Raw genomic sequence first — 22,678 nt, forward strand, 5'->3', positions numbered from 1 at the left:
GCCTGTCGGACCGCGGCGCGCCGACGGCTACTCCCGGCCCGCGGAGGTGAAGGACATGTCGGCGTACCGGTTGCCCGCCACCTGACCGGCGATCGGCTCGAGCGTCGCGAGTTCCCCGGCGGTGAGCCGCACCGTGGCCGTCGCGACGTTCTCGGCCAGCCTGCTGCGCTTGCGCGTGCCGGGGATCGGCACCACCGTGAGACCGTGCACCTCGGCGCGGGCGTGCACCCAGGCCAGGGCGGCCTGGGCCTGGGTGATCCCGTGTGCCGCGGCGATCGCGGCCAGCGGGGCCAGCAGGTCGGCGTTGTGCTCGGCGTTGTCGCCGGTGAACCGCGGCTGGAACTGGCGGAAATCCTTGTCGCTCAAGTCGTTCGCCGTGCGGAACGCGCCGGTGAGGAAGCCGCGGCCCAGCGGCGAGTACGGCACGAAGGCAACGCCGAGTTCGGCCGCGGCGGGGACCGCGGTGCGCTCCACGTCGCGGGAGAACAGCGACCACTCCGACTGCAGCGCCGCGATCGGGTGCACCGCGTGCGCCGCGCGCAGTTCGTCGCCGGTCACCTCGGACAGGCCGAGCGCGCGCACCTTGCCCGCCGCCACCAGTTCGGCCAGCGTGCCAACGGTGTCCTCGATCGGCACGGCCGGGTCGCGGCGGTGCATGTAGTACAGGTCGATGGTGTCGATGCCGAGCCTGCGCAGGCTGGCGTCGACGGAGGCGCGGATGTAGGCGGGGGAGTTGTCGAAGCCGCGGAAGGCCGGGTCGTCGGCCTTGCGGACGATGCCGAACTTGGTGGCGATCACCAGGTTCTCGCGGTTGGCCCGGACGAAGCCGGCGAGGAATTCCTCGTTGTGGCCCGAGCCGTAGACATCGGCGGTGTCGAACAGGGTGACGCCGAGTTCCAGCGCGTGATCCAGGGTGGCCCGCGATTCGGTCAGGTCGCTGTCGCCGTAGAACTCGCTGATACCCATGCAGCCGAGGCCCTGCGTGCCGACCAGCGGGCCGTCGGCGCCGAGGGTGACGGTCGGCAGTATCGCGGTGGTGCTCATGTGTCGGTTCCTTCGCTCGTGTGCGCGGTGAGCGTGGCCGGCCGGTCGATCTCGGATCGGCCTTCGTAGATGGCGATCTTGTAGTCGAGGACGGCCACGGTCTGCTGTAGTTCCGCGATCTTGTCGAGCACGTCGGACCTGGTCTGCCGGAACATCGCCAGCCGCTCGGGGTAGGTCTGTTCGCCTGCCCGCACCAGTTCGGCGTAGCGGATCATGTCGGCGACCGGCATGCCGGTCAGCCGCAACCGGCCGATCAGCACCAGCCACTCCAGGTCGCGATCGCTGAAGCGGCGGTTGCCGGAGTGGTCGCGGCCGATGTAGCTCATCAGCCCGATCCGCTCGTACCAGCGCAGGGTGTCGCGACTGAGACCCGATCGCGCGGCGGCCTCGCCGATCGAGTATTTCGGGCGCTCCCGCTCGTCGTCCCCGCTGTTGGTGCGCAGGGCCGCGTCCTGATCCATCGTGCTCGTCCCTTCCCGTGGAACCCCACCGACGCTATCCACCTGGAGTGCACTCCAAGCAAGACTTATTCTCGCGGGACGAACGAACTCAGTTGTACTTCGGCAGCTCCTGGACGGCCCATCGGTTGCCGTCGGGATCGGCGAAGAAGGTGAACAGGCCCCACCCCATGTCCTGGACCGGCGTGGCCTCCACACCCGCGGCGACGAGCTGGTCGTAGGCCTGCTGCGCGCTGGGCACGACCATCTGCATGCCCTCGACGCTGCCGGGGGCGGCGCTGGTCACACCGCGGCCGATGCAGATCGAGCAGCCGGAACCCGGCGGGGTGAGCTGGACGAAGCGGATGTCCGGGCTCGGGGTGTGGTCGTGATCGGCGTTGAAGCCGATACTGGTGTAGAAGTCCTTGGCCCGATCGACATCGGTGACCGGGATGGCAACGAGCTCGATTTTCCAATCCATGCCGTTCAGCATGGCACCGAAGACCGACAGAAACGTAGTGTGGATCACATGGCTGGTAAGGACATCGACCGGATCAGAGCCCGCTCGGCCTGGGAGACGGTCAAAGAGAGCCCCGTGATCACCGCGATCGCGGTGGCCCCGGTGGTCTTGGTGCTCGGCGTGGTGTGGGCGCTGACGAACGGCTTCGTCGCCCTCGTCCTGCTCGCGCTACTCGGGATCGGCATCGTCGTCGGCGGCAAGCTCCTCGAGTAGCCTGCCCGGATTCAGCGTGGGACATGGAAATGCGTCAGTTCTCCCGAACCGGGGTCCAGCTGTGCCCACGGGCGGTCGAACTCGAGCACGGCCAGCGCCGAGGTCGGGAACTTGCGACTGAGTTCGGTCGCCTGATCGGACTCGCGGTTGGCCGCCAGTTCCCAGGCGGTCCACGGGATTCCGGGCACGTGCCCGACGACGAGCAGGGTCTCGATCGCGTCGTCGGTGAGCTGGATCAGCTCGATCAGGGTGTGCGGGCTGGCCTCGTAGATGTCGTCGGTGTACTCCACCGGCGCGGCGATGCCGGTGGCGGCGAAGGTCTGCCTGGTGCGCGTCGCGGTCGAGCAGCGGACCGCATCGATGGGCGGCTGGGTGGCGCGCAGCCACTCGCCCGCCAGCGCCGCTTCCCGCTGTCCGCGCGGGGCGAGCGGGCGCGCGTGATCGCCGACGCCCTCGGGATAGGCCGATTTTCCGTGCCGCATCAGGATGAGGGTCGCCGCCATGGAACCACCGTAATGCCGACCGCGGGTGAGGTCGCGGTCACACTCGAGGCACACTGAAAGCTACGTCACCGTAGATGTGTTCGTGGCACACCCGCCGCGGGCCCGTCGCGGACGACGTCTCGAGCCACCGACCACATATTTCGAGGATCTGCACCTATGGCCTACGTCATCACGCAGCGTTGTTGCAACGACGCCAGCTGCGTCACCGAGTGCCCGGTCGACTGCATTCGCCCGACTCCGGATCAGCCGGAGTTCGCCACGGCGGAGATGCTGTACATCGACCCCGACACCTGCATCGACTGCGGCGCCTGTGTCGACGCCTGCCCGGTGGACGCCATCTTCTCCGAGGACGACCTGCTCGCCTCGCTGGCCAGGTATCGCGAGATCAACGCCGCCTACTTCCAGCGCCACCCGCTGGAGTCGAACTTCGATCCGCTGGCGACGCCGACGCGTCCGCCCAAGGATCTGGGAACCCTGCGCGTCGCGATCGTCGGCGCGGGCCCGGCCGCCTGCTACGCCGCCGACGAACTGCTCCGGCGCAGCGATGCCGAGGTCGAGATGTTCGACCGCCTGCCGACCCCGTGGGGTCTGGTGCGCGCGGGTGTCGCACCCGACCACGCGGGCACCAAGGGCGTGGCGAACATGTTCGAGTCGGCCTTCCGCCGCGAGACGCTGCAGTACTACCTCAACGTCGAGGTGGGTGAGCACATCGATCACCAGGAGCTGCTCGACCACCACCACGCGGTGATCTACGCCGTCGGCGCGTCCAGCGATCGCAAGCTCGGCGTGCTCGGCGAGGATCTGCCCGGCAGCCACTCGGCCACCGAGTTCGTCGCCTGGTACAACGGCCACCCCGACTTCGCCGACCGCGAGTTCGACCTGTCCGGCGAGCGCGCGGTGATCGTCGGCAACGGCAACGTCGCGCTCGATGTCGCCCGCGTGCTCACCGTCGACCCGGACGAGCTCGCCAAGACCGACATCGCCGACCACGCGCTGGACGCGTTGCGCCGCAGCAATATCCGCGAAGTGGTGATCCTCGGCAGGCGCGGCCCGCTGCAGGCGGCCTACAGCACGCCGGAGTTCCTGGCGCTGACGCATCTCAAGGGCGTCGACGTCGTGGTCGACCCGGCCGACATGGAGCTGGACCCGCACAGCCGCGCCATCCTCGACGACCCGAACATCGAGCCGTCGCTGCGGCTGAAGTATCAGCTCGCGCAGGAGTACTCGACCGTGCAGCACGACCCGTCGCACAAGCGGATCGCCTTCCGCTACCTGACGACCCCGACCGCGGTGCACGGCGACGACCGGGCCACCTCGATCGAATTCGCGCACAACGAATTGACCGAGGAGAACGGGCAATTGGTGGCCACCGCCACCGACCGCACCGAGACGCTCGGCACCGGACTGGTGCTGCGCTCGATCGGCTACCGCGGTGTGCCCGTCGCCGGCCTGCCGTTCGACGAGCGGCGCGGCATCGTGCCCAGCGAGCACGGCCGGGTCATCGACGCGACCGAGCCGGTGCCTGGCGTGTACGTGTCCGGCTGGATCAAGCGCGGGCCGCGCGGCGTGATCGGTTCCAACCGGGTCGACGCCGAGGAGACCGTGGAAGCCGTGATCGCCGACTTCATCGCGGGCAAGCTCACCGCGCCGACCGGTGACAGGGCCGCGCTGCAGGCGCTGCTGGCCGAGCGTCAGCCGGAGCTGGTCGACCGCAAGGGCTGGAAGACCATCGACCAGGCCGAGAAGTCCGCCGGCAAGGCGGCAGGCAGGCCGCGCGTCAAGTTCACCACCCGCGCCGACCTGCTCAAAGCGGCGAAGGGCTAGCGGATGGCCCCGGCTCGGAAACGGGCCGGGGCTATTCCGGCAGCGGCATGATCCGCACGACGGTGGTGGTCGTGCCGCCGACGACGAACCACAGCCGCAGCACCTGCTGACCGGTTCGGTCGCCCGGCTCGTACCGGCCGCGCACGGTGATGTGCTCGCGGGCCAGCACCGGCGCCACGTACTCGATCACCGCGCGATGCGGTCCGGCGACCAGCTTCGGGTAGTCGACCAGGAACTGCTCGACGGCCTGCCAGTAGCAGGTGTGGTTGACGTGGTTGTACTGGTCGATATCGGTCGCGCGCACCGGGAAGGGCAGATCGGTGTCGGACTCGCGCGGCGCCGGATCGGTGAGGTAGGGCCGCCACCGCAGCCGGTGCTCGTCGGTGGATCGGGCCAGGTAGGCAAGGCCTTCGTCGCTGATCCGGGCGGGCAGGTTGCTCGATTCGCTGAGGTTGATCCAGAAGCCCTCGGTCTCGATCAGGCCGCCGCCGTCGCTGGTGATCCGGGTGCGCATGTTCGTCCAGCGGGTCGACATGCTCGAGCACCAGCGGGTCAGGCGAACCTGATCGGGCCAGGTGACCGGCCGGATGACGTCGATGACGGTGCGGCGCACGATCCAGGTGGGGTCGGTGCGATGCAATGCCGTCTGCTGGAGTTCGTCCCAGGAGATGTCCTGCAGATAGCGCGCCACCGCGTCGAGGCGTAGCCGCTGATAGGGATCCACGTCGCCAGCCCGGACGGGCCACGCCGCGGCGAAACCCATGCCCTCCTGGGGAAGCGGGGCCAGTGGCTGATCGAGTGACACGTGTGCTCCTTGCACGGCGCACCGGGGTGTGCCGCGACTTCTTGCGTAGTTCTGCAGACGACTTTACGGGTCGCAGATCACACCCTCACGCTGAGCCGGGACTATCGGTACCAGGTGGCGGTCACAGCGGGAGCGCCGGCCCCGTTGTCGTACATGACAGGAGCAACCCGCGCCCGGTAGCCTGCTGGGATGGCCGGCGGGGCAATGGCGGGCTCGATGTTCGGGCGCTATGAAATGCGCAGGCTCCTCGGAGTCGGCGGTATGGGGGAGGTCTACGAGGCCTACGACACCTCCAAGAATCGCACTGTCGCCGTCAAGGTGCTCAACCGCGAACTGGCCAGGGATCCCGTCTATGTGCAGCGCTTCCGGCGGGAATCGCACGCGATGGCGAGTGTGCAGGAACCGCACGTCATTCCGGTGCACGACTGGGGTGAGGTCGACGGTGTCCTCTATATCGACATGCGTCTGGTCAAGGGCAGCGATCTCAAGGACCGCCTGCAGCAGCACGGCAGGCTGACGCCCGGTGAGGCGGTGCAGGTGGTGGAGCAGATCGCCGCCGCACTCGACGCCGCGCACGAGATCGGCCTCGTCCACCGCGACGTGAAGCCCGCCAACATCCTGCTCACCGGCAACATGTTCGCCTACCTGGTGGATTTCGGTATCGCGCACGCGGACTCGGACCCGCAGCTCACCAGCACCGGCAGCGCCGTCGGCTCGATGGCGTACATGGCGCCGGAGCGGTTCGAGGACCAGCCGATGACGGCGGCCGTGGACACCTACGCTCTCACCTGCGTGCTCTACGAAAGCCTGGTCGGCCGGGTTCCGTACCCGGTGAACAGTCTCGCGGGCGCGATCGGCTCACATCAGATGGCGCCGCCGCCCCGGCCCAGCGCCGTCGACCCCGGACTTGCCTTCTTCGACCCCGTGATCGATCGCGGCATGGCCAAGCGTCCGCAGCAGCGTTACGCCACCCCCGGCGACCTGGCTCGCGCCGCCCGCGCGGCTCTCGTGCAGGCCGAGCGATCGGCGCCGAGCACGGCGCCCGGACCACAGGTGGCGGCGGCGACCGTGGTCCCCGCGCCGCGGTCGTGGGACACCGGCGAGCCGCCACCGCCCACGGTGTCGGGCCCGCAGGTCGTGGTCACGCCCGCCGCTCCGCACCAGCAGTGGACCCCGCCGCCGGGCTACCGGACGGCAGGCCCGCAGCCCACCCGCGTCGGCGGGCACACCCACCCGTCCGCGCCGCTACCGCTGCCACCGCAACGCAATTCGTCGACGCCGATCCTCGCCGGTGCGCTCGGCGCGCTGATCGTGGTCGCCGCGGTCGGCGTCGCGGTGTGGGTGATGCTTGGCGTCGGCGACGGCAAGAAGTCCGTCGCCGATCCGCCGAACACGACGACCGGCGCCGTCATCCCGCCGCCGCCGCAGATCGAGACGGTCAGCCAGACCGTGCCGACCACCCGGGTCGTCACCGCACCGCCCTCACCGACCAGGACGACCGTGCCGCCGCTGCAGTCGAGCGTCTCCGGCGCCGACGGTCAGGGCTTCCTGAACGGCAGCCCACGCTGCAACGACAACGACGCCGCGATGACCATCGCGCGCACCACCGGTTCGCGGGTGATCATCTGCCACACCGGCGACAACCGCTTCTACTACAAGGGCGCACGGGCCAGCGACGGTCTCGGCATCGAACTCGACGACCCGGTGTCCACCGGCGGCGGCGGTTTCACCGCGACCAACCCGACCGACGGGACGCAATATCAGCTCACTCCGGCAGGCCTGACGATCACCAAGGGCGGGTCGGTGCTGGCCAGCGAGCAGGTCACGGAATTCGCCCATCGCTGACCGGTTCGCCGGGATATCGTTCGATCATGCGCGCAGCCCAGGTCGGCAAGTTGGACGGTCCGTCGGCGATCGAGATCGTCGACCTACCCGAGCCGGTGGCCTATCCCGGCGGGGTGCTGATCGACGTGCACGCTGCGGGTATCGCCTTCCCCGATGTGCTGATGACGCGCGGGCTCTACCAGATGAAGCCGGGCCTGCCGTTCGTCGTCGGCGGCGAGGTGGCCGGTGTCGTGCGCGCGGCGCCGGAGGGTTCGTCGCTGCGTCCCGGCGACCGTGTCGCCGCGCTGACCATGCTGGGCAACGGTGTCGCCGAGGTGGCGGTCTCGCCCGAGCACGCCGTGTTCAAGCTGCCCGGCAACGTCTCGCTCGAAGCGGGCGCGGGCATCCTGTTCAACGACCTCACCGTCCACTTCTGCCTGACCAAGCGCGGCCGGATCACCGAGGGTGAGACCGTGCTGGTGCACGGCGCCGCGGGCGGTATCGGCACCTCCACCCTGCGGATGGCGAGGGCGCTCGGCGCGGGCCGGGTGATCGCGGTGGTCAGCACCGAGGCGAAGGCCCAGGTGGCCAAGGCCAACGGCGCGACCGATGTGGTGCTGACCGAAGGCTGGCTCGCCGCGGTGAAGGAGCTCACCGACGGCCGCGGCGTCGACATCGTGCTCGACCCGGTGGGTGGCGACCGCTTCACCGACAGCATCCGCTGCCTGGCCGGTGGCGGCCGACTGCTGGTCGTCGGTTTCACCGCCGGCGAGATCCCGACCGTGAAGGTGAACCGCCTGCTGCTCAAGAACGTCGAGGTCGTCGGCGCGGCCTGGGGCGAATGGGTGATGAGCCACCCCACCTACCTCGCCGAACAGTGGGCCGAGGTCGAACCCCTGCTCGCCTCCGGCGCCATCCCCGCCCCCGAGCCGGTCCTGTATCCGCTGGAGAAAACCGCCGAAGCCGTTGCGGCGCTGGACAACCGGACGGCGACCGGCAAGGTGGTCGTGCAGCTGCGCTGAGTTCGGCGCGACGGTCGGCCGATTCGGTCGCGACGCTGCGAGTGACGCTGCGCGGTGCGCCCGATGCTCGCTGCTCGGAGCCGGAGTGTGTCGTAGTCGGCCGGTATCGTCCAGCTCGTCACCGGGGAGTTGGAGGAGTCACATGCAGCTGTCGAATCGGGTGCTGAACCGGACGCTGCTCGCGCGTCAGCACCTGCTCGAGCGGTCGGCGCTGACGACCCCGCAGATGTGCGACCACCTCGTCGGCCTGCAAGCCCAGGACGTTCCGCCGCCCTTCGTCGGACTGTGGAGCCGTATCGCCGCCTTCGATCCGGCGACGGTGTCGACGGGCCTGGAAGACCGCTCGCTGGTGCGAATCACCCTGATGCGCGGCACCATTCACCTCGTCACCCCGCCCGACGCACTGCGGATCGCGCCGCACATCCAGCCGGAGCTGGAGAAGACGCCGTTCCGCAAAGGCTTCAACTACGGGGCGACCGTCGGTCTCGACCCCGACGAGGTGCGCGCGCACGGCGAAGCCGTTCTCGGTGACGAGCCGATGGCTACCGCCACGATGCGCGTCGAAGCGGCCAGGATCTACCCCGATCGCGACGCGGGCGCGGTCGTGCAGGCCTGGCTGTATCAACTGCCCGTCCTGCAGACACCGCCGCGCGGCCGCTGGCGCGACAACAGCCGACCGGTCTGGTCGCGGGTGGAACCGTGGCTCGGTGCGCCGCTGGACCCGAGCTACCCGGTGGCCGAACTGATCCTGCGCTATCTGCGCGCGTTCGGACCGGCGAGCACGATGGATATGCAGGCCTGGTCGCGCCTGCCCGCGATGAAGCAGGCCGTCACCGACCTGGGCGACCGGGTCCGCACCTACACCGACGAGCGCGGCCGGACCCTCTACGACGCCGCCGACCTCGACCTCGCCGACCCCGATCTGCCCGCCCCGGTCCGCCTGCTCGGCTGGTACGACAACGCGCTGCTGTCCCACCAGGACCGCACCCGCATCCTCGGCGACGACTCCGCACCCCCGCTGCGCGCCTTCGCAACCTCCGTCTCGCCCGTGCTCATCGACGGTTTCCTGGCAGGCATGTACAAGATCTTCGTCAAGTCCGGCACCGCCCGGCTCCGCATCAGCCCGCTGCGCACCTGGACAAAAGCGGAGTCCGCCGAGGTCGTTACGGAGGCGCACGCGCTGCTTTCGTTCCTCGAACCGGACGCCGAACCGCAGGTGGAAATCCTCGACCCAGGCACCGACCTCCGCCCCTGACCCATCGACTCGGGCTGATCAAAGTTCGTCGAGATCGGTCAACTGCTCAACGCGGCTCGCGGTAGGCGGGCGCCTTCGCGGTGCCCGCCGGGGTCAGGGTGCGCAGTAGCGGCATGGTGCGCCGCGCGATCACCGTCGACAGCACGATCACGCTGTGTGAGCGCACCACCGAGCTGGTCCGGTCGATGCTGAGCAGCACCGATTGCAGCCCTGCGTGCGAGTCGGCGCCGAGCCGGCACAGCACGTCGCCGGAGCCGGTGGTCGCGTAGGCCTCCAGCACGCCGGGGATGGCTTCGAGTTCGGCGCTGACGGTGTCCAGCGCACCCTGCGCGATCTCCAGCGTCACGAAGGCCTGCACGTCGAATCCGGCGGCGGTCACGTCGATCTGCGGATCGTAGGAGGCGATCACCCCCGACTCCTCCATCCGGTTGATCCTGGCCTGCACGGTCGCCCGCGCGACCTTCGTGCGCCGCGACAACTCGAGGATCCCGGCCTTCTGGAACTGGTGCATCGCGGTGAGGATCGCGAGATCGAGTTCGTCCAGTTTCGCCGGCGTACGCATCGAAAGGCCTCCGTGTCTGCGCGGTCAGGTGCTATTCAAATTGTCCACCATCGGGCCGCGATAGGTAGCTTCTTGTGTCAGCCTGTTCAGACTCCGATGTAGTAGTTGCCCAGCTCGCCCGGAACGGGATTTCCTAGGTCATGACCATTGAGCAGCAGCTCGTCGGGCTGATCGAGCACGACGACAGCATCGATCCGTTTCCGGTGATCGGGTGGGACGCGCTGGTGTGGGTCGTCGGCAACGCGACCCAGAGCGCGCACTTCCTGCAGTCGGCGTTCGGGATGCGGCTGGAGGCGTACTCCGGTCCCGAGACCGGCAATCGCGACCACAAGTCGTTCGTGTTGCGCAGCGGGGGAGCGCGGTTCGTCGTGCAGGGCGCGGTCGATCCCGACAGTCCGCTCGTCGCCCATCACGACCGGCACGGCGACGGCATCGTCGACATCGCGCTCGAGGTGCCCGATGTCGACCGCTGCATCGCGTGGGCACGCGACCACGGCGCACGGATCCTGGTCGAACCGCACGACCAGAGCGACGAATTCGGCACGGTTCGCTCCGCGGCGCTGGCCACCTATGGCGAGACCAGGCACACACTGGTCGACCGGTCCGGGTACTACGGGCCGTACCTGCCGGGCTATATCGCGCGCACGTCCACCCATCAGCGGCGCACCGCCCGGCTCTTCCAGGCGATCGACCACGTGGTCGGCAATGTGGAACTCGGCATGATGGACCGCTGGGTCGACTTCTACCGCAACGTCATGGGATTCACGAACATGGCCGAGTTCGTCGGCGACGACATCGCCACCGAATACTCCGCGCTGATGAGCAAGGTCGTCGCCAACGGCAACCACCGGGTCAAGTTCCCGCTCAACGAACCGGCGGTGGGCCGCAAGCGTTCTCAGATCGACGAGTACCTCGAGTTCTATCGCGGCCCCGGCGTCCAGCACATCGCCCTTGCCACCGGCGACATCCTCGCCACGGTCGACGCGCTGCGCGCCGAAGGCGTCGAATTCCTGCAGACCCCCGACACCTACTACGAGGATTCCGAACTGCGCGCCAGGATCGGCCATGTGCGAGTCCCGGTGGGGGAGTTGCAGCGCCGTGGCATCCTGGTCGACCGCGACGAGGACGGCTACCTCCTGCAGATCTTCACCCGCCCGCTCGCCGACCGCCCGACCGTCTTCTTCGAACTCATCGAGCGACACGGCTCACTCGGCTTCGGAAAAGGCAACTTCAAGGCCCTCTTCCAGGCCATCGAACGCGAACAGGAGGCTCGCGGCAACCTGTGAGCCGGGTGCCGCAGCCATTAGAGTTCATGGCATGCGGATCCCCTCGGCGATCATCACCGGCATGGCCCTGGTCGTCATGCTGACGTCGTGCGGATCGGGGGGCGACTCCGATACGCCGACCGGCCCGAACCGGCCACCACCGAAGGTCGCCTCGCTGGGGCCGTTCGTCGGTGAATGCGGACACGTCACCGACGACGAGGTCCGCAATCTCGCTGGCCTCGGCCAGATCTCGCGCGTGTACAAGAACGCGACCGGATGCAACTGGCAGGCCGCGGGGTTGAGTTCGCCGAGCGTCACCTTCGCCTCGTATCGGGGCAGCCCGATCGAACGGGAGAAGGCGTGGGTGTCCAACGTCGGCCGCAATCCGCAGACCATCGACGTGGGTGGCCGCCCTGGTTTCCAGGCGCTCGACCCCGAGGGCACCGTCTGCGATCTCGCCGTCCAGCTCGACGACGACTTCTTCGAGTGGTCCATGTCCACCGGCCTGTTCGCGACCGGCGGCAACCCGTGCGACCGGACCAGGAAACTGGCCGAGCTGACCGTGGGACGGCTCGAATGAGCGCGCGCCGGGTCGCGGTCGCCGCGACGGCCGCGCTGTTGCTCACCGCCGGGCTGGCCGGCTGTGCCGAGAAGGTCCAGGGCAACGCGCAGCCGCTCGGCGGCGGTGGCGGTGGTGAGGCGATCAACACCGACTTCGACAAACTGCTGCGCGAGTGCGACGTGGTGGCCAGCGACAAGATCGGCGAGATCGTCGGCAACGCCAGCTTCGTCCAGGACTCGTTCTCCGGCGCCGTCTGCATGTGGGAGATCGAGGACGCCCCCGGCGGCGGGGCCATGGCCACCCTGAACTGGTACGAGATGGGTACGCTGAACAACGAGAAGGCCACCAACGACAAGTTGGGCTATCTCACCGGCGACATCACCGTGCAGGGCCGCAGGGCGCTACAGGTGCGCAGGCCGGGCGACAACGACTCCTGCGGTGTCACCGCCCCGGCCGCCGATGTCGGGGTCGTCGGCTGGTGGATCAACTACAAGCCGGGTTCGGCACACCCGGATCCGTGCGCCGCCGCCCAGAAATTGGTGGAGCTGACCTTGGATCTGGCCCGGTAGAAGCCTTGACGGGCCACCCCGCTTTGACCCGGATTCGGGCACGCGGGTATCGTGGATCCCTGTGCCCGGATTGCTACGGGCAAGTTCGTGCGTGAACGTAGGCCAGCGAAAGCGGCCGGAACGTTCCAGCGTGCCCAGAAAAAGGGCCCTGAGCTGCGCGCGACACGCCCGACCGCGGGTTAACGGAAACACGGTCGGACGTGCGAGTGAAAGCTCGATGAACTGAAGACATGTGTTCCGACAGCCGCAATTACCAATAAGGAAAGCCGGTCTATGCCAACCATCAACCAGCTGGTCCGCAAGGGTCGCCGCGACAAGGTCTCCAAGACCAAGACTGCGGCCCTGAAGGGGAGCCCGCAGCGTCGTGGCGTGTGCACTCGCGTGTACACCACCACCCCCAAGAAGCCGAACTCCGCGCTCCGTAAGGTCGCGCGTGTTCGCCTGACCAGCGCAGTCGAGGTCACGGCGTACATCCCCGGCGAGGGCCACAACCTGCAGGAGCACTCGATGGTGCTCGTCCGTGGCGGTCGTGTGAAGGACCTCCCCGGTGTCCGCTACAAGATCATCCGTGGCTCGCTGGACACCCAGGGTGTGAAGAACCGCAAGCAGGCCCGCAGCCGCTACGGCGCCAAGAAGGAGAAGAGCTGATATGCCACGCAAGGGCCCCGCACCCAAGCGTCCGCTGATCAACGACCCGGTCTACGGGTCGCCGCTGGTCACTCAGCTGGTCAACAAGATCCTGCTGGACGGTAAGAAGTCCACCGCCGAGCGCATCGTCTACGGTGCTCTCGAGCAGGCGCGTGAGAAGACCGGCACCGATCCGGTCGTCACCCTCAAGCGTGCGCTGGACAACGTCAAGCCCGCCCTCGAGGTGAAGCCCCGCCGCGTCGGTGGCGCCACCTACCAGGTGCCGGTCGAGGTCCGTCCGGGCCGCGCCAACACCCTGGCCCTGCGCTGGCTGGTCAGCTACTCCCGCGCCCGTCGCGAGAAGACCATGGTCGAGCGTCTCGCCAACGAGCTCCTCGACGCCAGCAACGGCCTCGGCGCTTCGGTGAAGCGTCGCGAGGACACCCACAAGATGGCCGAGTCGAACCGGGCCTTCGCGCACTACCGCTGGTGATTGCCGCCCGGCCCGTCGCTAGTGTCGGCGCCGGAAGGCTTTCAGTCGGGACGCGGCACTTCGGTGCCGCCCCCGGCGTTGACATTGTGACGACCCGAACCAGGGTCGTTCCCGAGAATTCCAACTAGCTAACGAGCGGGGAAGATTTCCGTGGCACAGGACGTGCTCACCGACCTGAACAAGGTCCGCAACATCGGCATCATGGCCCACATCGATGCGGGCAAGACCACCACTACCGAACGCATCCTCTTCTACACCGGTATCACGTACAAGATCGGTGAGGTCCACGACGGCGCTGCCACGATGGACTGGATGGAGCAGGAGCAGGAGCGTGGTATCACCATCACCTCCGCCGCTACCACCTGTTTCTGGAAAGACAACCAGATCAACATCATCGACACCCCCGGGCACGTCGACTTCACCGTCGAGGTGGAGCGTTCGCTGCGCGTGCTCGATGGTGCTGTCGCCGTGTTCGACGGCAAAGAGGGTGTCGAGCCGCAGTCCGAGCAGGTGTGGCGTCAGGCCGACAAGTACGACGTGCCGCGTATCTGCTTCGTGAACAAGATGGACAAGCTCGGCGCCGACTTCTACTTCACGGTGCAGACCATCAAGGACCGTCTCGGTGCCAAGCCGCTGGTCATCCAGCTGCCGATCGGCGCGGAGAACGACTTCGAGGGCATCGTCGACCTGGTCGAGAACAACGCCAAGGTCTGGAAGGGCGAGACCAAGCTCGGCGAAGAGTACGAGGTCGTCGAGATCCCGGCCGACCTCAAGGACAAGGCCGAGCAGTACCGTCAGGAGCTGCTCGAGACCGTCGCCGAGTCCGACGAGTCGCTGCTCGAGAAGTTCTTCGGCGGTGAGGAGCTCTCGATCGAGGAGATCAAGGGCGCCATCCGCAAGATGACGGTCAACTCCGAGCTGTACCCGGTGCTGTGTGGTTCCGCGTTCAAGAACAAGGGCGTGCAGCCCATGCTCGACGCGGTCATCGACTACCTGCCGTCCCCGCTGGATGTCGAGGCCACCACCGGCCACATCCCGGGCAAGGAAGAAGAGCTCGTCACCCGCAAGCCGAACGTCGACGAGCCGTTCGCGGCGCTGGCGTTCAAGATCGCGGTGCACCCGTTCTTCGGTGAGCTCACCTACGTCCGCGTGTACTCGGGCAAGGTCGACTCCGGCTCGCAGGTCGTCAACTCGACCAAGGGCAAGAAGGAGCGCCTGGGCAAGCTGTTCCAGATGCACTCCAACAAGGAGAACCCGGTCACCACCGCCTCGGCAGGCCACATCTACGCCGTGATCGGTCTGAAGGACACCACCACCGGTGACACCCTCTCGGACCCGCAGAACCAGGTCGTCCTCGAGTCGATGACGTTCCCGGACCCGGTCATCGAGGTCTCGATCGAGCCCAAGACCAAGTCCGACCAGGAGAAGCTCGGCACCGCGATCCAGAAGCTGGCGCGCGAAGACCCGACGTTCTCGGTCAAGCTGGACGCCGAGACCGGCCAGACCGTCATCGGTGGCATGGGCGAGCTCCACCTCGACATCCTCGTCGACCGCATGAAGCGCGAGTTCAAGGTCGAGGCGAACGTCGGTAAGCCGCAGGTGGCCTACCGTGAGACGATCACCAAGCCGGTCGAGAAGCTCGAGTTCACGCACAAGAAGCAGACGGGTGGCTCCGGCCAGTTCGCGAAGGTCATCATCGCGGTCGAGCCCTTCGTCGGCGAAGACGGTGCGCACTACGAGTTCGAGAACAAGGTCTCCGGCGGTCGCGTGCCCCGTGAGTACATCCCGTCGGTCGACGCGGGTGCCCAGGACGCCATGCAGTACGGCGTGCTCGCCGGCTACCCGCTGGTGAACCTGAAGGTCACCCTGCTCGACGGCGCGTACCACGACGTCGACTCGTCGGAAATGGCGTTCAAGATCGCGGGCTCGCAGGCCCTCAAGGAAGCGGCCCGCAAGGCCGGTCCGGTGATCCTCGAGCCGCTCATGGCGGTCGAGGTCATCACGCCCGAGGACTACATGGGCGACGTGATCGGCGACCTCAACTCCCGCCGTGGCCAGATTCAGGCCATGGAGGAACGCAGTGGTGCCCGTGTCGTCAAGGCGCTGGTTCCGCTCTCGGAGATGTTCGGCTACATCGGTGACCTTCGGTCGAAGACCCAGGGTCGCGCGAACTACTCCATGGTGTTCGCCCAGTACGCGGAGGTTCCGGCCAACGTGTCCAAGGAGATCATCGCCAAGGCGACCGGCGAGTAATTCGCTTGCCGGGGCCAAGTACGCTTGGCCCCGGCAACCGGGCGTCAGCACGACCCCCCTTAATAACCGCACTGCTGCAAAAAAGCACGCACTAACTAGTCCAGGAGGACAACAGTGGCGAAGGCGAAGTTCGAGCGGACGAAGCCCCACGTCAACATCGGCACCATCGGTCACGTCGACCACGGCAAGACCACGCTGACTGCGGCGATCACCAAGGTGCTGGCTGACAAGTACCCGGATCTGAACGACGCGTTCGCGTTCGATCAGATCGACAAGGCGCCGGAGGAGAAGGCTCGTGGTATCACGATCAACATCTCCCACGTCGAGTACCAGACCGAGAAGCGCCACTACGCGCACGTCGACGCCCCCGGTCACGCCGACTACATCAAGAACATGATCACCGGTGCCGCCCAGATGGACGGCGCGATCCTGGTCGTGGCCGCCACCGACGGCCCGATGCCGCAGACCCGTGAGCACGTGCTGCTCGCCCGCCAGGTCGGCGTGCCCTACATCCTGGTCGCGCTGAACAAGTCCGACATGGTCGACGACGAGGAAATCCTCGAGCTCGTCGAGATGGAGGTCCGCGAGCTGCTGGCCTCGCAGGAGTTCGACGAGGACGCGCCGGTCGTGCGTGTCTCCGGTCTGAAGGCGCTCGAGGGCGACGAGAAGTGGGCTGAGGCCATCGTCGAGCTCATGAACGCCGTCGACGAGTCGATCCCGGACCCGGTCCGCGAGACCGAGCTCCCGTTCCTGATGCCGGTCGAGGACGTCTTCACGATCACCGGTCGTGGCACCGTCGTCACCGGTCGTGTCGAGCGCGGCATCGTGAACGTGAACGAGGAAGTCGAGATCGTCGGCATCCGCGAGAAGAGCACCAAGACCACCGTCACCGGTATCGAGATGTTCCGCAAGCTGCTCGACCAGGGCCAGGCCGGCGACAACGTCGGTCTGCTGGTTCGTGGCATCAAGCGCGAAGATGTCGAGCGTGGCCAGGTCGTCGTGAAGCCGGGCACCACCACTCCGCACACGGAGTTCGAGGGCCAGGCGTACATCCTGTCGAAGGACGAGGGTGGCCGCCACACCCCGTTCTTCAACAACTACCGTCCGCAGTTCTACTTCCGTACGACTGACGTGACGGGCGTTGTGACCCTCCCCGAGGGCACCGAGATGGTCATGCCCGGTGACAACACCGAGATGTCCGTCAAGCTGATCCAGCCGGTCGCCATGGACGAGGGCCTGCGTTTCGCGATCCGTGAGGGTGGCCGCACCGTCGGCGCCGGTCGCGTCACGAAGATCGTCAAGTGAGTCTGTAGACCCACTGCTGACACCGCAACGGCGTCGCTCCCCCGGGAGCGGCGCCGTTCGGCGTTTCCGGGTACATTCTCGGGACGGGTCGTCGGTTGAGGGGGAGTCGTGGCTCGGATACATCCGAACAGGTTCATCGAGGATGAAGCGCTGAATCGCGTAACAGCGTTGTTCCAGCGTGCCGGGCACATCGTCCACCGGATCGACGGGCGAAACGATTTCGGCGAGGACCTTTTGGTCACGTTCGTTGAAGATGGACACCACACTGGCGAAACGATTGCGCTGCAGGTTAAGGGCGGGACCTCGTATCGGTCCGCACGTGACTACCGAGTGCGAGTCGGCAGCCACACCAAGTCTTGGACGGGAACGAACGTCCCTGTGGTCTGTGTGGTGTACGACCCCGATCTTGAGCGGCTCTACTGAGGGCATGCATCGGAGCAGCTGAGAAAGGCGAAGATCGACAAGATCCCGATCAGGAGCATCTTTGTCTCCGCTGATTCGGTTCTCGATGAACTCACTGTGGTCACGGTTGTCGAGGCACTGCGGAAGTCGATTGCCGAGCGAAGCCACCTCCGCAACGCGCTGACCGCTTTAGCCGGCGTTCAGTTCGATACAACCGACTATCTCGCGTATTTCATGAACGAATACGGCGAGCAGATCGTATTTCGCCAGGTTCTCGGTGACCCGCTGGCTTCCTTGCTGCACAGTGACTTCGACTGGGAACCAATCGTATTCGACCCCGAAGTGGTGACGGGGGCACAACGGGCGGCGCGGATGGGTGTCCGGAAGGTGAGCGATTTGGTGCATGTTCCTGGTTTCGAAGGGCTTGCCGAATTCCTGCCGCTTGCAGGCGATCTGGAGGTTGGCGCCATCTTGGACACGATGCCGATCATCGGTGGTAGATCCATTGTGTCGAAAGACGAGCTTCGATGGATTCACGTCTGCGCTGACAGCAGCGCACAGTGGCGGGAGCCGTCACGATGAGTGACGATCCGAGCTTGTCGGTGCCAACCTCCGCGAGTGACTTGTTTCGCTTGTTGACGCCCGCCTCGGACAGTGGCCCGTTTCGAATGCCGATCGAGGATGTGGTCACCATCAACCGTCGTGTGGTCATCATCGGTCGAGTCGAACGGGGTGAGGTTCATGGCGGTGACATCATCGAGCTATCGGGAGACGGCCAGTCGATCACTGCGCGGGTAGTGCGGGTGGAGTTCCTGTGCTGGCGCGGAGACGGTGAGCCAAGCGCGTCGGTCGGTGACAATGTGGGACTTCGGCTTGCGCGGGTCCGCGCGGAGCAGATTCGCGTGGGGTGGATTGCGAATGCTCAGTCGGCGGTAGAGATTTCATGACTTCCGAGGTCATCGTGGTTTGTCGGTGGGCTCGGTAGCTTGGGGGCGGTAACGCATTCGAAGGGATCGGAGACGTCGTGGGTAGAGCTGCGCTCGAACAGGAGTTGGACGTCTCGGAGGGGACCCTCGAACACGGGATGCCGTATCTGGCGTTCGGTTCGGGGCGGCCGTTGGTGTTCTTGCGGTGGTTCACGCCCGATCACGACAATCCGCGTGGGTGGATGCGGGCCAGTGAGATCAAGACGATGGCGCCGTTGGCCAGGCATTTCCGGGTGTATGCGGTGAATCGCGCGCCGGGGATGGCGGTGGGGACGACGATGGCCGATATCGCGCGGGAGCACGCTGAGGCGTTGCGGGCCGAGTTCGGCGAACCGGTCGATGTACTGGGGATCTCGTCCGGTGGGTCGCTGGCGTTGCAGCTGGCCGCGGATCATCCGGCGGTGGTGCGCAGGCTGGTGGTCGCCTCGTCGGGGTATCGGCTCGAGGACGCGGCGCGGGAGTCGCAGATGAAGTACGCGACGGCCGCGGCAGCGCGGAAGCGGGCGCTGCACCATCTGGTGACCCAGGGGATCGAGTCACCGGTCAAGGCGCGGCTGGTCGGTGCCGTCGGATGGCTGGCCGATCCGCTGGTGCGGCCGAAGAATCCGGCCGACACCCTCGCGTTCGTGCGCGCCGAGGACGCGTTCGATCTGGACGGCAGGCTCGCCGACATCACGGCCCCGACCCTGGTCGTCGGCGGTGATCGGGACGAGTACTACTCCGTCGACACCTTCCGCCACACCGCCGACGGCATCCCCGGCGCTCGCCTCGTGATCTATCCCGACACCACGCACCTCGGCGCCATCAAGCACCAGCGTTTCGCGCCCGACGTCACCGCATTCCTGGAGGGGGCTTGATCAGGCAGGCCGGACGCGAACGGTGACGCGACCGCGGTCGTCGCGTTGGCTCACCGCGTGGCCAGACTGATCCACACCACCGATACGCAGGGTGACCGGCGCGCCCTCGCCGAGGAAATTGCGCCACCACTTCTTCTTGTCCGGCATCATCACCCCGATGACGTACTCGTCACCGGAACGGCGGTAGTTGACCGGCGTGCTGAAGGTGCGCCCCGAGCGGCGGCCGACGTAGCTGACCTGAGCGAAGGACCCACCGAGGAGCTTCCCGACGACCGGCGCCTCGGTCAACGCGACCACTCCGGCGTTGAACCCGCTCAAGCCCCGACGCAACAACGATTCCTGACTCAACGGCCTCTCCTGCCTGGTGGTGAAGAACTAGCACGTGCCGCCCACGGTAGCGAGCGTGTCGATTTCCGCGCGATCAGCGAATCTTGGCGCCGTAGACGTGTTCGACGCTCAACGCCATCAGCACCCGGCGGTCCGAAACCATGACCTCCCGGTACTCGTTCCAATCCGGGTGCTCACCGGCGGCGGCACGGTAGTAGGCGACAAGAGCCTCCACCTCAGGACCGTTCGGGTCGGTGCCGGGACCGGTGAGGGTGACGCTGCCCTCGGCCGTGGCCCAGGACCAGCCGTCGGGCGCGGTGACCTCGAAGGCGGCCCGCGGATCCCGCCGGAGGTTGGCCGTCTTGGCCCGGCCTTCGGTCATCGAGACATAGATGATCCCGGCATCACGGTCGTAGTACTGGGTGACCGGGGACAGTTGCGGACGTCCGTCCGCTTTGATCGTGGCCAGTACGCCGAGCTTGGCCGTCGCGAGCAGCTCTCGCGGGTCGAACTCTGCTGTCATCGGTGGGTCTCCTCTGGGTGCACGGTGCCTGACTCGCCGGATGGGCCACCACAGCCGGGCCCTCGTTGTGACGAACCGTGGTCGCGGCGGATTTATGCCCGGCTCGAGTTCCCGAACACGCGCCGGCGGAAATCCCGTCGACAGCCGGGCAGCCGACCGCGTAGAACTGGACCCATGGTTACGGCACGTCCGCATTCGCGGCACTAGTTCACCTCGGGTCTTCGGGCGCCGGTGTGGCGCCGCGTAATCCGACGCCCGTGCCGTCCGGTGGAACGCACAACTGGCGAGCGTCGACTCTTCGACCGAACTAGTTGACCCACTGGGGGATTCCCATGACCAGACCACGCGCCGACCTCGCCCGCATGCGCAATATCGGCATCGCCGCCCACATCGACGCGGGCAAGACCACCACCACCGAGCGGGTGCTGTTCTACACCGGCGTCACCCGTACCCTCGGCGAGGTCCACGACGGGACCGCCGCCATGGACCGGATGATCCAGGAGCGCGAGCACGGCATCACCATCGCCGCCGCGGCCACCACCTGCCGGTGGAACGAGCACGAGATCACCATCCTCGACACCCCCGGCCACGTCGACTTCACCGTCGAGGTGGAGCGATCGCTGCGGGTACTCGACGGCGCGGTCGCCGTGTTCGATGCCAAGGAGGGCGTCGAGCCGCAGTCGGAACAGGTGTGGCGCCAAGCCGACAGGTACGGCGTGCCACGGATCTGCTTCGTCAACAAGATGGACAAGCTCGGTGCGGATTTCGCCTTCACCGTGCGGACCATCGCGGAGCGGCTCGGCGTGCGGCCGTTGGTGATTCAGCTGCCGATCGGTGCGGAGGGCGAGTTCGACGGCATCGTCGACCTGGTCGAGATGAGGGCGAAGGTGTGGCGTGGCGACACCGACCGCGGTGCGCGTTTCGAGGTCGTCGAGATCCCGGACGACCTGCGCGTCAAGGCCGAACAGCACCGCGAGGCGCTGGTGGCCGCCGTCGCCGAGGCCGACGAGGCGGTGCTGGAGCGCTACCTCTCCGGCGCGGCGATCCCGGTCGACGAGCTCAAGGCCGCCATCCGCACGATGACGGTCGACGCGCGCGCCTACCCCGTCCTGTGCGGTTCGGCGCTGGCCAACATCGGCGTGCAGCCGCTGCTGGACGCGGTGGTCGACTACCTGCCTTCGCCGCTGGATGTGGTCGCGGTGCACGGCTTCTCACCGGAAGGGGAGAACATCGAGCGCGCGCCCGATCTCGCCGAGCCGTTCGCGGCCCTGGCGTTCAAGGTCGCGCTGCATCCGTTCTTCGGCAAGCTCGTGTACCTGCGGGTCTACTCGGGCCGCATCGAACCCGGTGCGGCCGTACTGAATTCGACGAATGGACGAAAGGAGCGCCTGGGCAAGCTGTTCCAGATGCATTCGAGCACCGAGATCGCCGTCGATCGGGTGCAGGCCGGTCAGATCTGTGCCGTGATCGGTCTGAAGGAGACGGGCACCGGCGACACCCTGTGCGATCGGAACGCGCCGATCGTGCTGGAGTCGATGACCTTCCCCGACCCCGTCCTCGCCGTCTCGATCGAACCGCGGACCCGCGCGGATCAGGACAAGCTCGGCGTCGCCCTGGCTCGCCTGGCCGAGGAGGATCCGACGTTCACCGTGCACGTCGACACCGAGACCGGCCAGACGGTCGTCGGCGGCATGGGCGAACTGCATCTGGAGATCCTGGTCGACCGGATGAAGCGGGAGTTCCGGGTCGAGGCCGAGATCGGCGCACCACGGGTGGCCTATCGCGAAACCGTCACCACCGCGGTGGATCTGTTCGAGTACACCCATCGCAAGCAGGTGGGTGGGCGCGGGCAGTTCGCCAAGGTGGTGATCGCGCTGGAGCCGCACGTGGCCGAAGACGGCACGGTCTACGAATTCGAGAGCCGGGTCGCGGGTGGGCGCGTACCGCGGGAGTACATCCCCGCGGTCGACGCGGGCGCGCAGGACGCGCTGCGCGTCGGCGCGCTGGCCGGCTTCCCCCTGGTGAACGTGAAGGTGACGCTGCTCGACGGCGCCGCCCACGTGCAGGATTCGTCGGATCTCGCGTTCCGGATGGCAGGCGCGGCAGCGGTGCGAGCCGCCGCCGCGTTGGCGAAACCGGTGCTCCTCGAACCGCTGATGGCCGTCGAGGTCGTCACTCCCGAGGAGTACGTCGGCGAGGTGATCGGTGACCTGAACGCCCGCCGCGGCCGCGTCACCGACCTCACCCAGCGGGGCGGCGCCCACGTCGTGCGGGCCCTGACCCCACTCCAGGAGATGTTCGGCTACATCGGTGATCTTCGCTCGAAGACCCGGGGCCGGGCGAACTACTCCATGGTGTTCGACTCCTACGCGCCGGTCCCACCGGCGGTCGCGGAGTCGATCATCGCCGGCGGCTGAACAGGCCCTCGGTCCGGTGGTAGGCGATGAGGAGCGCCGACTCGATCGCCTCGACCAGCAGGTCGAAGGAGATCTCCTTCTCC

General features: G+C 67.3%; 25 protein-coding genes. 17 read left to right on the plus strand and 8 right to left on the minus strand.

From position 1 onward, the window contains the following. Positions 1 to 27: 27 nt before the first annotated feature. From ACFWF2_RS27680 to ACFWF2_RS27690, 3 genes are all read right to left on the minus strand, one after another. Complete coding sequence (locus tag ACFWF2_RS27680; protein ID WP_379310378.1) at positions 28 to 1,044, minus strand: aldo/keto reductase; 1,017 nt, start codon at positions 1,042 to 1,044, stop codon at positions 28 to 30. Further along, positions 1,041 to 1,505: a MerR family transcriptional regulator gene (locus tag ACFWF2_RS27685; protein ID WP_379310379.1), complete on the minus strand. Its 465-nt coding sequence runs from the start codon at positions 1,503 to 1,505 to the stop codon at positions 1,041 to 1,043. Before ACFWF2_RS27685 ends, ACFWF2_RS27680 begins: the two co-directional genes overlap by 4 nt. A gap of 88 nt (positions 1,506 to 1,593) precedes the next feature. Further along, entirely contained in the window at positions 1,594 to 1,962 is a 369-nt protein-coding gene (locus tag ACFWF2_RS27690) for a VOC family protein (protein ID WP_379310380.1), read from the minus strand. Positions 1,963 to 2,010: 48 nt separating this feature from the next. On the opposite strand from ACFWF2_RS27690, the gene ACFWF2_RS27695 reads away from it, so the two are divergent. Further along, positions 2,011 to 2,214: a hypothetical protein gene (locus ACFWF2_RS27695; RefSeq protein WP_379310381.1), complete on the plus strand. Its 204-nt coding sequence runs from the start codon at positions 2,011 to 2,013 to the stop codon at positions 2,212 to 2,214. Between the two features lie 11 nt (positions 2,215 to 2,225). On the opposite strand, the gene ACFWF2_RS27700 is transcribed toward ACFWF2_RS27695, so the two are convergent. Further along, the gene (locus ACFWF2_RS27700) at positions 2,226 to 2,717 is read right to left on the minus strand and encodes a SixA phosphatase family protein (protein ID WP_379310382.1); all 492 of its coding nucleotides are present in this window, start codon (positions 2,715 to 2,717) and stop codon (positions 2,226 to 2,228) included. Between the two features lie 156 nt (positions 2,718 to 2,873). Between ACFWF2_RS27700 and ACFWF2_RS27705 the strand changes: the two genes are divergently transcribed. Next, a complete protein-coding gene (locus ACFWF2_RS27705; RefSeq protein ID WP_379310383.1) occupies positions 2,874 to 4,541 on the plus strand; it encodes an FAD-dependent oxidoreductase in 1,668 nt (555 codons plus the stop codon). Positions 4,542 to 4,572: 31 nt separating this feature from the next. On the opposite strand, the gene ACFWF2_RS27710 is transcribed toward ACFWF2_RS27705, so the two are convergent. Next, positions 4,573 to 5,346, minus strand: coding sequence for an acyl-[acyl-carrier-protein] thioesterase (locus ACFWF2_RS27710; protein ID WP_379310384.1), 774 nt, complete (start codon positions 5,344 to 5,346; stop codon positions 4,573 to 4,575). Positions 5,347 to 5,535: 189 nt separating this feature from the next. Between ACFWF2_RS27710 and ACFWF2_RS27715 the strand changes: the two genes are divergently transcribed. From ACFWF2_RS27715 to ACFWF2_RS27725, 3 genes are all read left to right on the plus strand, one after another. Beyond that, positions 5,536 to 7,191 (plus strand): protein kinase, encoded by a 1,656-nt coding sequence (locus ACFWF2_RS27715; protein WP_379310385.1) that lies wholly within the window; start codon positions 5,536 to 5,538, stop codon positions 7,189 to 7,191. 26 nt (positions 7,192 to 7,217) lie between these two features. Beyond that, positions 7,218 to 8,192, plus strand: coding sequence for an NADPH:quinone oxidoreductase family protein (locus tag ACFWF2_RS27720; protein ID WP_379310386.1), 975 nt, complete (start codon positions 7,218 to 7,220; stop codon positions 8,190 to 8,192). Positions 8,193 to 8,334: 142 nt separating this feature from the next. Then, positions 8,335 to 9,447, plus strand: coding sequence for a winged helix DNA-binding domain-containing protein (locus ACFWF2_RS27725; protein ID WP_379310387.1), 1,113 nt, complete (start codon positions 8,335 to 8,337; stop codon positions 9,445 to 9,447). A 46-nt stretch (positions 9,448 to 9,493) separates the two neighbouring features. Here the strand turns inward: ACFWF2_RS27725 and ACFWF2_RS27730 are convergent, their stop codons facing one another. Further along, on the minus strand, positions 9,494 to 10,009 hold the full coding sequence (locus ACFWF2_RS27730; RefSeq protein WP_379310388.1) for an Lrp/AsnC family transcriptional regulator: 516 nt from the start codon (positions 10,007 to 10,009) through the stop codon (positions 9,494 to 9,496). Positions 10,010 to 10,149: 140 nt separating this feature from the next. On the opposite strand from ACFWF2_RS27730, the gene hppD reads away from it, so the two are divergent. The 11 genes from hppD to ACFWF2_RS27785 all read left to right on the plus strand — a co-directional run bounded on the left by hppD (position 10,150) and on the right by ACFWF2_RS27785 (position 19,328). Next, entirely contained in the window at positions 10,150 to 11,295 is a 1,146-nt protein-coding gene (gene hppD / locus ACFWF2_RS27735; protein WP_379310389.1) for a 4-hydroxyphenylpyruvate dioxygenase, read from the plus strand. Between the two features lie 31 nt (positions 11,296 to 11,326). Next, on the plus strand, positions 11,327 to 11,854 hold the full coding sequence (locus tag ACFWF2_RS27740; protein WP_379310390.1) for a DUF3558 domain-containing protein: 528 nt from the start codon (positions 11,327 to 11,329) through the stop codon (positions 11,852 to 11,854). After that, the gene (locus tag ACFWF2_RS27745) at positions 11,851 to 12,405 is read left to right on the plus strand and encodes a DUF3558 domain-containing protein (protein ID WP_379310391.1); all 555 of its coding nucleotides are present in this window, start codon (positions 11,851 to 11,853) and stop codon (positions 12,403 to 12,405) included. Before ACFWF2_RS27740 ends, ACFWF2_RS27745 begins: the two co-directional genes overlap by 4 nt. Positions 12,406 to 12,678: 273 nt before the next feature. After that, positions 12,679 to 13,053 (plus strand): 30S ribosomal protein S12, encoded by a 375-nt coding sequence (gene rpsL, locus ACFWF2_RS27750; protein ID WP_019049359.1) that lies wholly within the window; start codon positions 12,679 to 12,681, stop codon positions 13,051 to 13,053. A gap of 1 nt (position 13,054) precedes the next feature. Next, positions 13,055 to 13,525, plus strand: coding sequence for a 30S ribosomal protein S7 (gene rpsG / locus ACFWF2_RS27755; RefSeq protein ID WP_019049358.1), 471 nt, complete (start codon positions 13,055 to 13,057; stop codon positions 13,523 to 13,525). A gap of 150 nt (positions 13,526 to 13,675) precedes the next feature. Next, positions 13,676 to 15,778 (plus strand): elongation factor G, encoded by a 2,103-nt coding sequence (gene fusA, locus ACFWF2_RS27760; protein WP_379310392.1) that lies wholly within the window; start codon positions 13,676 to 13,678, stop codon positions 15,776 to 15,778. A gap of 114 nt (positions 15,779 to 15,892) precedes the next feature. Further along, positions 15,893 to 17,083, plus strand: a complete 1,191-nt coding sequence (gene tuf, locus ACFWF2_RS27765; RefSeq protein ID WP_379310393.1) for an elongation factor Tu — start codon at positions 15,893 to 15,895, stop codon at positions 17,081 to 17,083. Positions 17,084 to 17,191: 108 nt separating this feature from the next. Then, on the plus strand, positions 17,192 to 17,506 hold the full coding sequence (locus tag ACFWF2_RS27770) for a DUF4365 domain-containing protein (protein ID WP_379310394.1): 315 nt from the start codon (positions 17,192 to 17,194) through the stop codon (positions 17,504 to 17,506). 96 nt (positions 17,507 to 17,602) lie between these two features. Continuing rightward, complete coding sequence (locus ACFWF2_RS27775; protein ID WP_379310395.1) at positions 17,603 to 18,067, plus strand: hypothetical protein; 465 nt, start codon at positions 17,603 to 17,605, stop codon at positions 18,065 to 18,067. Further along, positions 18,064 to 18,432 (plus strand): hypothetical protein, encoded by a 369-nt coding sequence (locus tag ACFWF2_RS27780; protein WP_379310396.1) that lies wholly within the window; start codon positions 18,064 to 18,066, stop codon positions 18,430 to 18,432. Before ACFWF2_RS27775 ends, ACFWF2_RS27780 begins: the two co-directional genes overlap by 4 nt. 77 nt (positions 18,433 to 18,509) lie before the next feature. Further along, positions 18,510 to 19,328: an alpha/beta fold hydrolase gene (locus ACFWF2_RS27785; protein ID WP_379310397.1), complete on the plus strand. Its 819-nt coding sequence runs from the start codon at positions 18,510 to 18,512 to the stop codon at positions 19,326 to 19,328. Here the strand turns inward: ACFWF2_RS27785 and ACFWF2_RS27790 are convergent, their stop codons facing one another. Together ACFWF2_RS27790 and ACFWF2_RS27795 are read right to left on the minus strand one after the other, a co-directional pair. Beyond that, a complete protein-coding gene (locus tag ACFWF2_RS27790) occupies positions 19,329 to 19,676 on the minus strand; it encodes a nitroreductase/quinone reductase family protein (RefSeq protein WP_379310399.1) in 348 nt (115 codons plus the stop codon). Positions 19,677 to 19,749: 73 nt separating this feature from the next. Next, positions 19,750 to 20,178 (minus strand): PPOX class F420-dependent oxidoreductase, encoded by a 429-nt coding sequence (locus ACFWF2_RS27795; protein ID WP_379310400.1) that lies wholly within the window; start codon positions 20,176 to 20,178, stop codon positions 19,750 to 19,752. A gap of 332 nt (positions 20,179 to 20,510) precedes the next feature. Here ACFWF2_RS27795 and fusA (ACFWF2_RS27800) point away from each other — a divergent pair, with 332 nt between their 5' ends. Then, positions 20,511 to 22,595, plus strand: a complete 2,085-nt coding sequence (fusA, locus tag ACFWF2_RS27800; protein WP_379310401.1) for an elongation factor G — start codon at positions 20,511 to 20,513, stop codon at positions 22,593 to 22,595. Positions 22,596 to 22,678 lie beyond the last annotated feature (83 nt).

This window comes from Nocardia sp. NPDC060259 (assembly GCF_042728775.1).
In the GTDB taxonomy this organism is placed as follows: Bacteria; Actinomycetota; Actinomycetes; order Mycobacteriales; family Mycobacteriaceae; genus Nocardia.